The 14,481-nt window shown below is 38.2% G+C and carries 10 protein-coding genes, 1 tRNA gene and 4 pseudogenes; 1 reads left to right on the forward strand and 14 read right to left on the reverse strand.

The annotated features are described in order from the left end of the window. Positions 1-31: 31 nt before the first annotated feature. From LEUFL_RS0103545 to pth, 11 genes and pseudogenes are all read right to left on the reverse strand, one after another. Positions 32-104: transfer RNA gene (locus LEUFL_RS0103545), tRNA-Asn, on the reverse strand. A gap of 79 nt (positions 105-183) precedes the next feature. Then, the gene (gene lysS / locus LEUFL_RS0103550; protein ID WP_010007509.1) at positions 184-1,668 is read right to left on the reverse strand and encodes a lysine--tRNA ligase; all 1,485 of its coding nucleotides are present in this window, start codon (positions 1,666-1,668) and stop codon (positions 184-186) included. Positions 1,669-1,774: 106 nt separating this feature from the next. Next, a pseudogene (gene hslO, locus LEUFL_RS11280) lies at positions 1,775-2,661 on the reverse strand (Hsp33 family molecular chaperone HslO). An 84-nt stretch (positions 2,662-2,745) separates the two neighbouring features. After that, complete coding sequence (ftsH, locus tag LEUFL_RS0103560; protein ID WP_010007510.1) at positions 2,746-4,860, reverse strand: ATP-dependent zinc metalloprotease FtsH; 2,115 nt, start codon at positions 4,858-4,860, stop codon at positions 2,746-2,748. A 50-nt stretch (positions 4,861-4,910) separates the two neighbouring features. Further along, entirely contained in the window at positions 4,911-5,450 is a 540-nt protein-coding gene (gene hpt / locus LEUFL_RS0103565) for a hypoxanthine phosphoribosyltransferase (protein WP_010007512.1), read from the reverse strand. Between the two features lie 4 nt (positions 5,451-5,454). Then, positions 5,455-6,783: a tRNA lysidine(34) synthetase TilS gene (tilS, locus tag LEUFL_RS0103570; protein ID WP_010007513.1), complete on the reverse strand. Its 1,329-nt coding sequence runs from the start codon at positions 6,781-6,783 to the stop codon at positions 5,455-5,457. A gap of 47 nt (positions 6,784-6,830) precedes the next feature. Then, on the reverse strand, positions 6,831-7,037 hold the full coding sequence (locus tag LEUFL_RS13100; RefSeq protein WP_010007514.1) for an FtsB family cell division protein: 207 nt from the start codon (positions 7,035-7,037) through the stop codon (positions 6,831-6,833). Continuing rightward, positions 7,034-7,225 carry a hypothetical protein gene (locus LEUFL_RS13105; protein WP_010007516.1) on the reverse strand — a complete coding sequence of 64 codons (192 nt, stop codon included), beginning with the start codon at positions 7,223-7,225 and terminating at the stop codon, positions 7,034-7,036. The genes LEUFL_RS13100 and LEUFL_RS13105 overlap by 4 nt, the downstream gene beginning before the upstream one ends. Before the next feature lie 77 nt (positions 7,226-7,302). After that, entirely contained in the window at positions 7,303-7,587 is a 285-nt protein-coding gene (locus LEUFL_RS0103580; RefSeq protein WP_010007518.1) for an RNA-binding S4 domain-containing protein, read from the reverse strand. Further along, positions 7,574-11,109, reverse strand: a pseudogene (gene mfd / locus LEUFL_RS11290) (transcription-repair coupling factor). Before mfd ends, LEUFL_RS0103580 begins: the two are co-directional and overlap by 14 nt. Next, the gene (gene pth / locus LEUFL_RS0103590; protein ID WP_010007519.1) at positions 11,109-11,675 is read right to left on the reverse strand and encodes an aminoacyl-tRNA hydrolase; all 567 of its coding nucleotides are present in this window, start codon (positions 11,673-11,675) and stop codon (positions 11,109-11,111) included. The pseudogene mfd and the gene pth overlap by 1 nt, the downstream one beginning before the upstream one ends. 140 nt (positions 11,676-11,815) lie before the next feature. Here pth and cbpA point away from each other — a divergent pair, with 140 nt between their 5' ends. Next, positions 11,816-12,463: a cyclic di-AMP binding protein CbpA gene (gene cbpA, locus LEUFL_RS0103595; RefSeq protein ID WP_010007520.1), complete on the forward strand. Its 648-nt coding sequence runs from the start codon at positions 11,816-11,818 to the stop codon at positions 12,461-12,463. Between the two features lie 28 nt (positions 12,464-12,491). Here cbpA and LEUFL_RS11295 read toward each other — a convergent pair. From LEUFL_RS11295 to acpS, 3 genes and pseudogenes are all read right to left on the reverse strand, one after another. Beyond that, a pseudogene (locus LEUFL_RS11295) lies at positions 12,492-12,853 on the reverse strand (type II toxin-antitoxin system PemK/MazF family toxin). A 45-nt stretch (positions 12,854-12,898) separates the two neighbouring features. Next, positions 12,899-14,026, reverse strand: coding sequence for an alanine racemase (alr, locus tag LEUFL_RS0103605; protein ID WP_010007522.1), 1,128 nt, complete (start codon positions 14,024-14,026; stop codon positions 12,899-12,901). After that, positions 14,023-14,426: pseudogene (gene acpS, locus LEUFL_RS11300) on the reverse strand (holo-ACP synthase). The gene alr and the pseudogene acpS overlap by 4 nt, the downstream one beginning before the upstream one ends. Positions 14,427-14,481 lie beyond the last annotated feature (55 nt).

The raw sequence follows: 14,481 nt of genomic DNA on the forward strand, positions 1-14,481 counted from the left end.
GTCAATAATTTATTGACTGACCATTTCAAAACTCCGACTGTCGGGCTCGAACCGACGACAACCTGATTAACAGTCAGGTGCTCTACCAACTGAGCTAAGTCGGAATAACTAACTCATTGCTTAACACAACTATTATATTATGCCAGCTAGAGTTAGACTTGTCAACACTTTAAGCAAACTTTTTTATGGTCGCATCGTTGGGAATAATACAACGTCACGGATTGTATCTGAATTTGTTAGCAGCATAATTAAGCGATCAATACCGACACCTAATCCACCTGTTGGTGGCATACCATATTCTAACGCCTCAATGAAATCTTCATCAATTGATTCAGCTTCATCATTACCATTTTCACGTTCTGCTACTTGAGCTTCAAAACGAGCACGTTGATCAATTGGATCGTTCAATTCAGTAAAAGCATTCGCATACTCACTACCCACGATAAACAACTCAAAACGATCTGTAAATCTCGGATCATCACTATTTTTCTTAGCCAATGGTGATACTTCTACAGGGTGTCCATAAACAAAAGTTGGTTCAATTAATTTTTCTTCAACAAACGTTTCGAAGAATTCATTAATGATATGTCCAACTTGCCAATAAGCTTCATAGGTCACATGATGTTCATCAGCTAATTGGCGTGCTTGTTCAATTGACATTTCTTCCCAGAAATCAACACCAGTGTACGTCTTAATCAAATCAACCATATGCTGACGTGCAAAAGGCTTTGCTAAATTAATATCTGTTCCTTGATAATTGATTGTCAAATCATCACTCACTACTTTAGCTGCAGCTTTGAAAATACCTTCAGTTTCGTTCATGACATCAGTGAAATCCCAATAGGCAGCATAACTTTCCATTGTCGTAAATTCTGGATTATGCTTAGGATCCATTCCCTCATTACGGAAAATACGTCCCATTTCATAAACACGTTCCATACCGCCAACAACCAAGCGCTTTAAATAGAGCTCTGTTGCAATACGCATGTACATATCAATATTCAACGCGTTGTGATGCGTAATAAATGGTCGCGCTGCAGCGCCACCAGCCTCAGTTTGTAAAATAGGTGTTTCAACTTCTAAGAATTCGTTGCTATCCATGTAATCTCGAATTGCTGAAATAATACGAGATCTCTGTTGAAACTTTTTAAAACTATCTTCGTTAGCAATCAAGTCTAAATAACGTTTACGATAACGTGTTTCCACATCGGCAATACCATGGAACTTATCCGGCATTGGTCGTAAGGCCTTGGTTAAGTGGGTCAGTTCTGTAACAAAAACAGTTAGCTCTCCTGCCTCTGTCTTCATCACTTTACCTTTAATACCCAAAAAATCACCAAGATCTGAGCGTTTAATGATAGTATAATTTTCACCTAATTCATCACGCTTAGCATAAATTTGAATTTTACCAGATACATCACGAATATCTGCAAAAATAATCTTACCAGCGCCACGCTTAGCAATCATACGACCAGCAATAATCACTTCTTGTCCATTATTCTCTAATGTTTCAAGTGATGTATCATCATACTTATCGTGTAATTCTTGCGCTTTGGCAGTACGTTCAAATCGCTTACCAAATGGGTCCAAATGCAAATCGTCTTTCAACGCCTTTAATTTTTGTCGGCGGGAAATCATTTGATCATTTAAAGCCTTTTCTTCAACCACGTTGGTATCCTCCTCAACTTAGACTGTGGCGACAATTCTTTTATTGTTGCACAATCTCACTAATAATTAATCATACCAAAAAAATGCTGCTTTAAAACCGGCATATTTATTTAGATTCGATTTCTTTCAAAATCACCTTTAATTCATCTTCATCAAAGAAATATTTTTTGCCAGAAAACTTACCAACAACCTCAGCACCATGATCTTCATCAATCATATTTTGTAATTCGTTCGCAGATAAATTACCTAGCATTTTAGCATATTCTGCCTTTGTCGGTTCTGATGCTAAACCAACGGGTTCATCGACTAACACATCAAGTGCATCCATGCCGAATATTTTTCAAGAACTTGCAATGGTGTTAAACCAGCTTTTAGCATATCTGGTAAAGCTGGTAATTGTGCCAGTGATTCCTCTAATTGACGTAATGCAGATTCTGTCACACCGGGAAGCCCTTGAATTAAGAAGCCACCAGCTAGACTCACCGTATCATCTTCATTCATATAAACAGATACACCAACAACAGAAGGTATTTGTTCAGATTGAGCTAAATAATAAGTGAAATCATCACCAATTTCACCAGTAGCTAGTTGGATTTGCCCAATATAAGGATCTGAATATGGCGCAAATTTTGTGATTTGTAAAAAGCCATTTTGACCTACTGCTTGGCCCACACTTAAATGGCCGGCATCATCGGTTATATTTTCAATTTGCGGATTTGTAACATAGCCTCGGACACTGCCTTTAGCATTGGCTTCAACAACTAAATTACCAATAGGACCTCTACCATTGATTGTGATAGATAAACGTTCTTCACCTTTTAATACTGCATTTGCTGTTAGTAGTGTTGCTAATAATCCTCTACCTAAAACAACGCTACCTAAGCGTGATGTTTGATGTGTCTGTGCAGACTGACTCACTAAATGAGTCCCATTAATAGCATACGCACGGAAATAACCATCTTTAGTGATTGCTTTAATTAAATTATCTTGCATAATTACTCTCTTATATAAAATTTCAATAGTATTATTGTCTCAAACATTAGCCAAAATAAAAAGCCGGCCGAAGCCAACTTTTTATTATTTATCATCATGATGAGTTGATTGCTCATCAGACTTTGGACCCGATTCATCTTGTCCTTTTTCTCCAGAATTATCAGATGCATCATCAGATGCTTGCTGATCATCATCCTTTTGATCATGATACTGTTCCTCTGATTCTGAATCTTTAGCATCAGCTGCTGCCTTTGCTTCCTCAAATGAACTAGCACGTGCCACATCATTATCATCTTGAGATACTTTACGTGTAAACTGGCCGGTTTCGTAAATATCACGGATTTGCTTTTCATCCAATGTTTCAACTTCAAGCAAAGCTTCCGCAATTTCAGTCAATTTATCTTTGTGCATTTTGATAATTTCAATTGCATCATCAAAGGCTTCGCTAGACAAACGTCGCACTTCTTCATCAATCAAACGCGATGTTTCTTCTGAATAAGAACGATTACCAGCTGTTTCGGCATAGCCAACACTGGCATTACCTTCTAGTTGTACCATACCTAACTTGCCACTCATACCAAAAGCTGTCACCATTTGACGCGCAAGACCCGTCGCTTGTTGGAAATCGTTTGAAGCACCAGACGATGCTTCGTTAAACATGGCAATTTCTGCTGCACGACCACCCATTAATCCAGCCAACTGTTCTTTTGCTTCAGAATATTTCAAATTGTAACGGTCTGCTTTTGGCGTCATTAAGGCATAACCACCGATACGCCCTCGCGGTACAATAGTTACTTTACGTACAATATTAGCTTCTGATTTTACCAAACCAACCAACGCGTGACCAGCTTCATGGAATGCTGTTGTCCGACGTTCTGATTCACTCATACCGCGATTTGTTTTCGCTGGGCCTTGGAAAATACGATCTTCTGCTTCATCAATATCTGCAGCATCAATCGCTTTCTTGTTACGACGTGCAGCTAACAAAGCCGCTTCGTTCAACAAGTTTTCCAAATCAGCACCAACATATCCTGGTGTTTGTTGCGCAATCATCTTCAGGTTAACATCATCAGCCAATGGCTTGTTCTTAGCATGAACATTCAAAATGGCTTCACGGCCCTTAACATCAGGAGCACCAATCAAAATCTTACGATCGAAACGTCCCGAACGTAACAAGGCTGGGTCTAAGACATCTGAACGGTTGGTAGATGCCAAAATAATCACACCTTCAGAGCCTTCAAAGCCATCCATTTCAATCAAAATTTGGTTCAACGTTTGTTCACGTTCATCGTTTCCGCCACCCATTCCGGTTCCACGACGACGACCAACAGCATCGATTTCATCAATGAAGATAATGGCCGGTGCAGCCTTCTTAGCATTTTCAAATAAATCACGAACACGTGAAGCACCAACACCAACAAACATCTCCACGAAGTCTGAACCAGACATTGAGAAGAATGGCACGCGCGCTTCACCAGCAACAGCTTTAGCTAGTAAAGTTTTACCAGTTCCTGGAGGTCCTTCTAGCAAAACACCCTTGGGGATACGTGCACCTAAGTTAACAAACTTCTTTGGGGCTTTTAAGAATTCAACAACTTCAACTAATTCTTGCTTTTCTTCCTCAGCACCTGCAACGTCAGCAAAACGTACCTTGTTATCCTTTGGGTCAGATGGCTTAGCCTTGGACTTACCAAAGCTCATCATACCACCTTGGCCACCTTTACCACCAGCTTGGCTCATCATGAGGTAAAAGACACCTACTAATAGCAAAGTTGGTACTAATGTTACAAGGAGATTAACCCAAAATCCTGATGTCTCTGCTTGCTTCGTTGTCACATCTGTATTCGTATCTTTAGATATCTCAGTGACTTCTTTTAGTGACGAATCATTAGGTAACAATGTTGTCGTAAACTTTGTCACGCGCTGCTTTTGTTGCAACACGTTCCAACCACGATCTTGATTGACTGTCTGCGCTTTCTTATAAGTACCGGTAATGTTGTAAATACTATTACCTGGTTGAACTGTGATGTTCTTAATCTGTCCACGATCCAGCGCTTTAATAAATTCACTTGATGTAATGGTTTTTGACGAGGTCTTATCGTTTCCGAAAAGCCCATAAATCATGCCAACAACAGCAAGGAATACAATAATATAAAATAAGCTGCTTCGAATGAAGCCGCCTCGGCGATTGTTATTCATCCGTTTCTCCTGTTATATGATAATAGCACACAATTAAGTTGGCTTTTATCCTACTGTTCATATATTTGTGGTTTTAGTATGCCAACATAAGGTAAGTTACGATAAAGCTCCTTGTAATCTAACCCATAGCCCACAACAAATTCATTTCTAACATCAAAGCCAACATAATCAGCCTTAATATCTACTTTGCGGCCCTCTTTTTTATCAAGTAGCGTCGCTACTTTAATTGAATTTGCACCGCGTTCTTGCAATAATTCCTTCATGAATTGCAATGATTGACCGGTATCCACAATATCTTCAAGAATAATCACATCTCGATTTTTAACATTTGAGTGAATATCGGTTACTAGACTAATTTCGTTGGTACTTTCAACACCACCATGGTAGCTAGAAATCTTAATGAACTCTAATTCAACTTGCAATTCCACTTCACGCAGTAAATCAGCTGTCCAAAGGTAAGCCCCCTTCAGCACAGATAGTACAATCGGGCGACTATCCGTATACTCTTTTGTAATTTGTTGGCCTAACCGATGTGCCGCTTCATGAATACTAGCTTGATCAAATAAAATCTCTTCAATATCGTTATCCACTTAATTATTCCTCAATTCGCCATAGTAACCAATAATTTGGTTGACTATCTTGTTTGGCAATAAAATCGTCACTTATACGCCAATGGTCATCACGTAACCGTACTGCTAGTATCTGTCCATTCCCCTCAATAATCAATGATTGATGTCGTTCATCGTGGGCAACCTTATTATCGATAAAAAGGCGCTTCATCGTCTTATGCCCTGATTTGATAGCAATTTTATCCGAGGTTTTAGCACGACGCATCGTCACCTGATCAATATCATGATCGCTATGCACCGCGATAAAACGTCCAGATAGTGGTTTTTGATTTGTCCATTGAAACTGCATGTGTCCATTAATTTGCCATTGGTTCAATTTTAACATAAACTCAGGAAAATCAAGGGATGATTTGGAATTTTGTAATCGACTTTCAAGCGTAAGGTTTTGATACGATTTAACAACCTGATATTGGTGATTAATTTGTATCATACCATAAGTCTTATGCGTGTTTTGAATTAACTGCTTAACGTTATCGATTTGGACTTGTTTAATGTTGAAAATCTTTTGCTTCTGCAACCATATAGATAATACGGCACTCAACCATATTTCTGGGATATCTCCCCAGCTTTTTTGGGATTGCATGATGTCATCAAGATATTGTGTCGCTTGCATGGTAATCATCTGCTCTTGTTGCATGATTTGAGAAGCCGTCTGATTAATGTGCTCAATGGCCTTGTGGTTGATGGTCGTTAACCGAGGTAAGATTTCTAGTCGAATCAAGTTTCGCGGTGTATAAGCACTATCCGCATTTGTACTATCTTCGCACCACTCCAAACGATGTTGCTGTGCATATAATTTAATGCGTTGTTTAGAAAAAGGTAATAATGGTCGCACTATTTGAACTGTTTTTGATACCTGGCGTGTTGGTTGCATACCAGATAATTGACTTAATTTTCCACCACGCACTAATTTTAATAATATCGTTTCTGCTTGATCATTGGCATGATGTGCCACCAAAATGGTATTTGTTGCATATTCATTTGCCAGTTCTTCAAAAAAGCAATAGCGGAAATCTCTAGCAGCTTCTTCAACACTCCCTTGGTCAATACCTTGCCAATCAACTTTTCTTAATACCACATGATATTTTTTAGCTATTTCAGCTACAAAATGTGCATCATTATCACTCTGAGGACGCAAATGATAATTAACGTGTGCCACAATAAATTCAACTTGGGGTTGGGTTTTGATCAAAGCATCTAATAGTACAACAGAATCAACACCTCCCGAAACTGCGACAATCACTTTATCTGGTAATTGTAAAGCCTGTACTTGATCTAAAATATTCTGTGTCATTTATCCTATATTAAAAAGCACCCTATCGGGTACTTTTATCTCGTTAGTTAATTTTTATCCGGTAAATTATAAATAAGTTCACCTTTTTTGGTGTACCCATACTTATCACGCAAAATCATCTGCAAATAGGTTGGGTCATTCAACTGTGTTAAATCGGCTTTTAAATTCGCATTTTTACGCTTAACTGATTGTAACTCTTGCTGTGTATTCGTTACTGCTTGATTACTAGCATGTAATTTAACTTGACCGATCAATAACTGTATGCCAAAAAAGCCATCAAAATGCCACCAATAATGTAAATTCGTTTCTCACGTTGCTTATGCTTTTTGCGATAATAAGCCGCGCGCTTTGCATTAACACTTTGCGCATCACGAATTTGTTCGGCAATTTTGGGGTTCAACGGGGTAATATTCGATTGCTGATTGTTTGAACTTCTTATCATTAGTCGTATCACCTAAACTTAATTTTGACACTTTCTTAAGTATAAAACAACATTCTTTAAGAATCCTTAAATAAATATTATTTTTCATCCCCGACTTGACGATAATCGCGCTCATATTGCTCACTAATGACTGTATACATTTCAGCAGAAGCTTCTTTTTTAGTTGTTTCAACAATTTTGGTAATTTCGATAGTTAACGTCTTATTACCAAAACGTATCTCTAGGTTATCGCCAGTCAAGACGTCACTGGACGATTTTGCTACTTTACCATTAATCGAAATACGGCCTTGATCAGCGATCTCTTTAGCAATTGTACGGCGCTTAATTAAGCGAGACACCTTTAAATATTTATCCAATCTCATCTGTTCCACTATTCTCCTGTTTAATAACTGTTAACAAAAATGTTCTTAAAATATTGAGCCAAATACTACTTTCTTGGTTTGTATCAATCGTCATGATCACCTGCAGTTGATCATTATCACTACGTACGGCCACTTTTAAGGCAACATCTTTTAAGGCAATAAAAATTGCTTCACCTGATAGGCGTTGTGTTGCTTCAGCATTGAACGTGATAATCACTTGATTTTTTTGACGTCGCATATTGATAATTTGAGCTTGATCGGCTAATTGTTTTAATTGCCCGACCAGAATCAAACGCGCTACTTCGTCTGGCATATCGCCGAACCGATCCAGAATATCTGATTCAATCTCTTCAAACTGTTCATCTGTTCGTGCTTGACGTATTCTAGTATATAATTCAATCTTCTGGGCGTTATCTACCACATAGTTTTCAGGTAAATAGGCCGAAACACCCAAAATCAACTCAGCATCAGTAGTAGCTGGTTCCTTGTTAGTCGCTGTTTGATTTTGCTTGCGTGCAACTGCATCTTTTAGCATTTGCGTATACAAATCATACCCAACTGAATCAATAAAGCCATGCTGTTGCTTACCTAACAAATCACCAGCTCCACGAATAGATAAATCTCGCATCGCAATTCTAAATCCTGATCCTAGTTCAGTAAAATCACGAATAGCGGACAGGCGTTTTTCAGCCTCTTCACTTGGTGTTCGATTAAAGGGATAAGTAAAGTAAGCATAAGCTAATCTGGCTGATCGGCCAACACGCCCTCTTAATTGATACAATTGCGCTAAGCCCATATGATCAGCATTTTCAACAACCAGCGTATTAGCATTTGGAATATCAACGCCAGTTTCAATAATCGTCGTTGTCACTAATACATCGTATTCATGATTTAGAAAGTCGTATAAGATACCTTCTAATTGTGTTTCACTCATTTGTCCATGTATAGCAGCAACGCGCGCATGAGGTACTAAATCCTCAATTTGACTAGCCACACGGTCAAGATCTGCCACACGATTATGCAGATAAAAAACTTGCCCATCACGTGCAATTTCTTTTTCAATAGCATCGCGCACAACCGTCCAATCTGCTTCCATTACATAAGTCTGAATTGGATAACGGTTTGCAGGCGGTGTCTCGATAACTGATAAATCACGCGCACCAACCATTGCCATATTCAAAGTTCTTGGAATTGGTGTTGCTGTTAACGTTAAGACATCCACACTGGCACGTAATTGCTTTAAGCGCTCTTTATGTTTAACGCCAAATCGTTGCTCCTCATCAATGATTAAAAGTCCTAAATCATCAAAAGAGACATCTTTGCTTAATAGACGATGTGTCCCGACAACAATATCTAATTCATGCGCTTTTAATTGTTGGATAACTTGTTTATTTTGTGTCGGTGTCTGGAAACGACTTAAAACACCAATTTTTATATCTGGAAAATCATTAAATCGTGCTAACATCGTTTCATAATGTTGCTGCACTAAAATCGTAGTCGGTGCCAAAAAAGCAACTTGTTTACCTTCATGAGCGGCCTTAAAAATGGCACGCAAAGCCACTTCTGTTTTACCAAATCCAACATCCCCGACCAATAATCGATCCATTGGTCGATCTTTTTGCATGTCCGATTTGATTTCTTCGATACTACGAACTTGATCAGGTGTTTCGGGGTATCCAAAAGCCATATCAAACTTCAATTGCGCTTCACCGTCTGGTGCAAAAGCGTATCCTTTTTGTGCCTCACGTTTGGCGTATAATTCAAGCAAATCATCCGCAATATCTTCAATTTTGACCGCAACTTGTCGTTTTGTTTTAGCCCATTCGCTACCACCTAATTTATTTAACTTAGGTTGCTTAGCAGCGTCAGATGCCCCAATATACTTCTGAATGAGATTGAGCTGGGTCACCGGAATAAAAATCTTAGCATTTTTTGGTATGCAATTGTTAGATAGTCTTGCTTCCCACCATCCGCTTCAATTGTTTGTAACCCCTCATACCGACCAATACCATGATGAACATGGACAACATAATCGCCAACATTCAGCTCATTATACGATTTTAAACGTTCAGCATTAGCAATTTTATGCTGTCGTGGTGCTACTTTTCTTGTTTTTGTAAATAATTCACGTTCAGTGAGAATGGTTAAATGTAATTGTGGCCACTCAAACCCAGATGATAAATCACCAATCATCAGTTGAACTTGATTTTTTGGACCGCTTGGGTCTGAGCAATTGATATCTCAAAATCGGTCAAACTTTCAGAAAAAGCTTGTGCCCGCTTATCATCACTCAACAATAAAACAACAGTGGTGCCCGATTCTTGCGCATAATTGAGGTCTTCTTTTAACGCTGGAATTTGACCATAATATTGTGTTGCTGGACGTGTTGTCACTTCTTCAATGTTTGTCCACTGCATGCGACCTAAGCCACGTTGAAAGTTAGCCAAATATAAGCTTGAGCGTGATTGGCTGGCAAGCTGCTCATCAATCGTCCGCCACCATATTTGATTAGGAAGCAATTGATAAGTTGAGACTTGCTGTACCATCCAATCAGTATCACGCTGTTGCTGTTTTCTTTGATTTCCATTAATCGCGTATAATCATCAAAAATAATCAAAGCATCATCTGAAAAATAATCAAGTAATGTTGTATCGTCATCAAAGAAGTAATGTGAATAAGGTAGCAACGCGTTAGATCTTTCCTGCTGATACAATTGATGCAACAATGGTGCGAAGCCCTCAGTCGCATGTTTCTTTTCAACACCAACTAATCCTTGTCGATACGTATTAAAGATATCTTCAACCTGTTGTTTTGCTTGTTGATAATGCTGCGTCGTCACAACAAATTCTGTGGCTGGAATCACACCAATATGATCTAATGATTGTTGACTTTTTTGTGACGCAATATCAAACACCTTAATCTGATCTAATTCATCATCAAAGAAATCTAAACGTATTGGATTATCAGCATTAATTGGGAAAATATCAATAATCGCGCCACGATGCGCAAATTCACCCGGTCCTTGAACTAAATTATTTTGTTCGTAACCCATGGTTAATAATTTATCTTGAATTTCAGATAAATTATATTGATTTTGAACCTTCAGGTTTAATTGTGCTATCTGTAATATTTTTGGTGCGGGTAATAAACGCTCAGCACCAATAACATTTGCCACGACAATTACCGGTTGCTTTTTTGAATGGCTAATAACGTTGTCACACGCATGAATCTCAACTCAGGTGAACTCACAGCCATTTCGGTTGCCAAAGATTCTTCAGCAATAAAATGATACACAACATCTACATTCAGTAACTGCACTAGGTCGCTATATAATTGTTCGGCGTGCGCCTGTGTATCAGTAATCACTAACATAGGTCGTGGCTGCGTGCTAAATAAGCTTGCAATAGTCGCAGCCCTAGCCGTACCATTAATACCTAATAATAGTTGTTGGCTGTTAGGTCGAATATTTTGATTTAAATTTTTAATTGTTGGTGTCGTTTTTAAATAATTTAAAATTGTCATTATCCATTAAATTGGTTACTAAGTGTTTCGATGTTGGCACCATGTAGCCAACTTTCCATAGCACTTGTGCTTCTATCAAACATCTCGTTAACTGTGATTTGCTCTTGTTGGCTAAACTGCCCTAAAACATAGTTAATCACTGCCTGTTTTTCATGATTAGGATGGCCTACACCAAATTTTAGACGTAAGAAATTGGATGAGCCGATATGTGACATTATGCTCTTTAAGCCATTATGTCCTCCTGCAGAACCTTTGTCTCGGAAACGTAACTTGCCAAACGGCATATCCATGTCATCTACAAGCACTAAAACATCCTCTATATTACCATTATAATAGTCTAAAATAGCGCGAACTGCTTGCCCGGACTCATTCATATACGTCGTTGGTTTGACGAGCATAACAGCAACCCCATCAATATTAATTTTGGCGGTATACGCAAATTGCTTACTTGGCAAGAATGTTGCATTATATTTTTCAGCTAATGCATCGATTGCCATAAAGCCAATATTATGACGTGTATTCTCATATTTTTTCCCAATATTTCCTAATCCAAAAATATATTTCATGTGAATTTACCTTTTAAAATTAAAATTTCAATACTAATCGTTAATTATACCATGGTAAAAAACTGATTTTTTACTGGCTTCTATGCTATTATAATATTTGACACAAAATATTATAAATTAATTAAGATGGATTGATAAGTATGTTTCAACAATCATTAGTTATCCCAAAGTCACAACTAACAACTGTGACTGAAAATACAACACTTGCCGAAGTCTACGAACTCTTTAATAAGAGTGAGCACGCACATACCCGTGCCATTCCTATTCTTGACCAGACTGGTGATTTATTTCGCGGCAATATTTATAAACAACACGTTTTTGAACATGTAGCAAAGAATGGTGATTTAGATTTACCGGTTACGACGATGATGCGTAACTCAACAAAATTTATTTTTACCACAAGTAACTTTTACGAAGCTTTCTTTGCAATTCGCGATCTTCCTTTTATCGCCGTGTTAGATGAACATCATTCTTTTTATGGTATCTTCACACATGACACGTTAATGAATTTATTAGCACAAAGTTGGTCAGTCCATGACGGTGGTGTTGCCATGGCTGTTATTTCTCACAACACACGTGGTGATTTAACTAAGATATCCAAAATCATTACGAAATATGCAGACATTGTTTCCGTTCAGTCGTTACGAAATGATGCGCAACAGCCATTGGTCATTCTCTTCACATTAGCATTGCCTTATGATAGTGAACAACTTGAAAAAATTGTTAAACAACTCAAGAGAAAAACATACGACGTCCACAGTATCGAAAATCTAGATCGCTTTAAATAAAAAGTACACGATAAATATCGTGTACTTTTTATTTTAAACCAACACTAATTTTTAAAGCATGTGCTACTTGCTTCATTTCTTGAGATTGGCTACTCAAATGGGCAATCTTATCTCGCAACCGTCGTTTATCAATTGTTCGCACCTGCTCTGTTAGAATAACCGAGTCTCGCTTGATACCACCTAGATGTGCCGGTAATAAAACATGCGTTGGCAATTTTGGCTTTGATATTTGAGACGTAATTGCCGCCACAATCGTTGTTGGTGAGTTCATATTCCCAATATCATTTTGAATGATAAGTACAGGGCGCACACCAGACTGCTCTGATCCCATGCCTTGTTTTAAATCGGCAAAAAAATATCACCACGCGTAATTTCTTGATTTTCTGTCATAGCATACTCACTTCATATATGTACGAAGGCATGGCCTTCATTGCTTTAATAGATTCTTGGTAAACGGCTAGTTAATATCGTTAATACTTCATGTGGAATTGTCTTGGCATAATTCGCAATATCTTCAACAGATATCTGCTGTTCCCCATCATATCCCATCAACGTTACTATTGTACCAACTGGATATGGTTGCTTCAAAGTAATTAAAATTTGATCCATTGTAATACGGCCGACTACTTTTTCGAAATGACCATCAACTAACACTTTCATTCCCTGTAAGCGACGTAAATAACCATCTGCATATCCAATTGGTAGCGTTGCAACTAATTGCGGTTGTTGTGCTGTGTATGTCGCACCATAACTGATTGATTCGCCAACGGCCATTTGATGGGTTGCACCAATTTTTGTCTTCAAAGCCATTGCTGGTTGTAACTGCAATGGCATCTCCAAATGAGGTGTCCCAGGATTGAAACCATATAGTGCTGAACCAACTCTAATGGTATGCGTATTGATTTCATTATGGTGCCACAATGCCGATCCTGTATTGGCAAGATGACATAGTTCTTCTGGTATTTGAGCATGAGTTGTCCATAGTTGGAACTTTTGTACCTGTTGCTGATAATACGCATCATTGTGATCATCAGCAGTTGCAAAATGTGTAAACACACCACTAAGGGCAAAGTGAGAACTTTGATCAATAAAGTCCTTAACCATTTGGACATCGTGTTCATTACGTGCCCCCATTCTCCCCATACCAGTATCGACTGCCAAATGAACATTCAGCACATCATCCATTGCCATTAGTTGCGTTGCTTTCATCAGCCATTGTATATCACCAATAGCTGGTGTCAAATGATACTGCAATATAACAGGAACTTGTGCAACATCCTGAACACCCAAAAGTAAAATATTGATATCTTGCTGTGTGATATTTTGACGTAATTCAATGCCTTCATCAATTGTCGCCACAGCAAAATCACGAATGCCAATCGCATACAAACTGTTAGTAACAGCTACTGCGCCATGACCATACGCATTCGCCTTAACAACCGCAATCATTTTTTGTGCACCTGCGTGCTTCATAATAGCTTTTGCATTATTCTGAATGGCTGCTAAATCAACTTGCAACCATGTTGGCCGTGTTAATTGCTTACTGTTATTCACCTTCATCATACCTCACGCTTCTTAAACAAATAATGCATGATGCTATGCCATAATGATAATTTTTCAATGACGACCATTGTATTGACATAATCCCCACTGTGCGTAATAGCAACATGCGTTGTGTACGGAAAATCTTTCACCCGCATAATAGGACGTCCATTATCTTCATTTAAAATTTCAATATCATGCCAATGCACTTTATTTCCAATGCCATAACCTGTTGCTTTAGCAAAAGCTTCTTTAGCAGAAAAACGGCCCGCAATAAATTCTGTATAATGCTTGCCTTTTCTTTTTGAAGCAGCAGCTAATTCATTGGGCGTTAGAATAAAAGTTAAAAATTATCTCTACGTTCAATTGCACCATGAATACGGCTAATTGACTCTGTATCATTTCCTATTCCAATAATCATGTTCTTATTATAACGATATTAAAAGGCTAAGTGCTAACAAATTTATGTGAGAACT

The organism is Leuconostoc fallax KCTC 3537 (genome assembly GCF_000165675.1).
Lineage (GTDB): Bacteria > Bacillota > Bacilli > Lactobacillales > Lactobacillaceae > Leuconostoc_B > Leuconostoc_B fallax.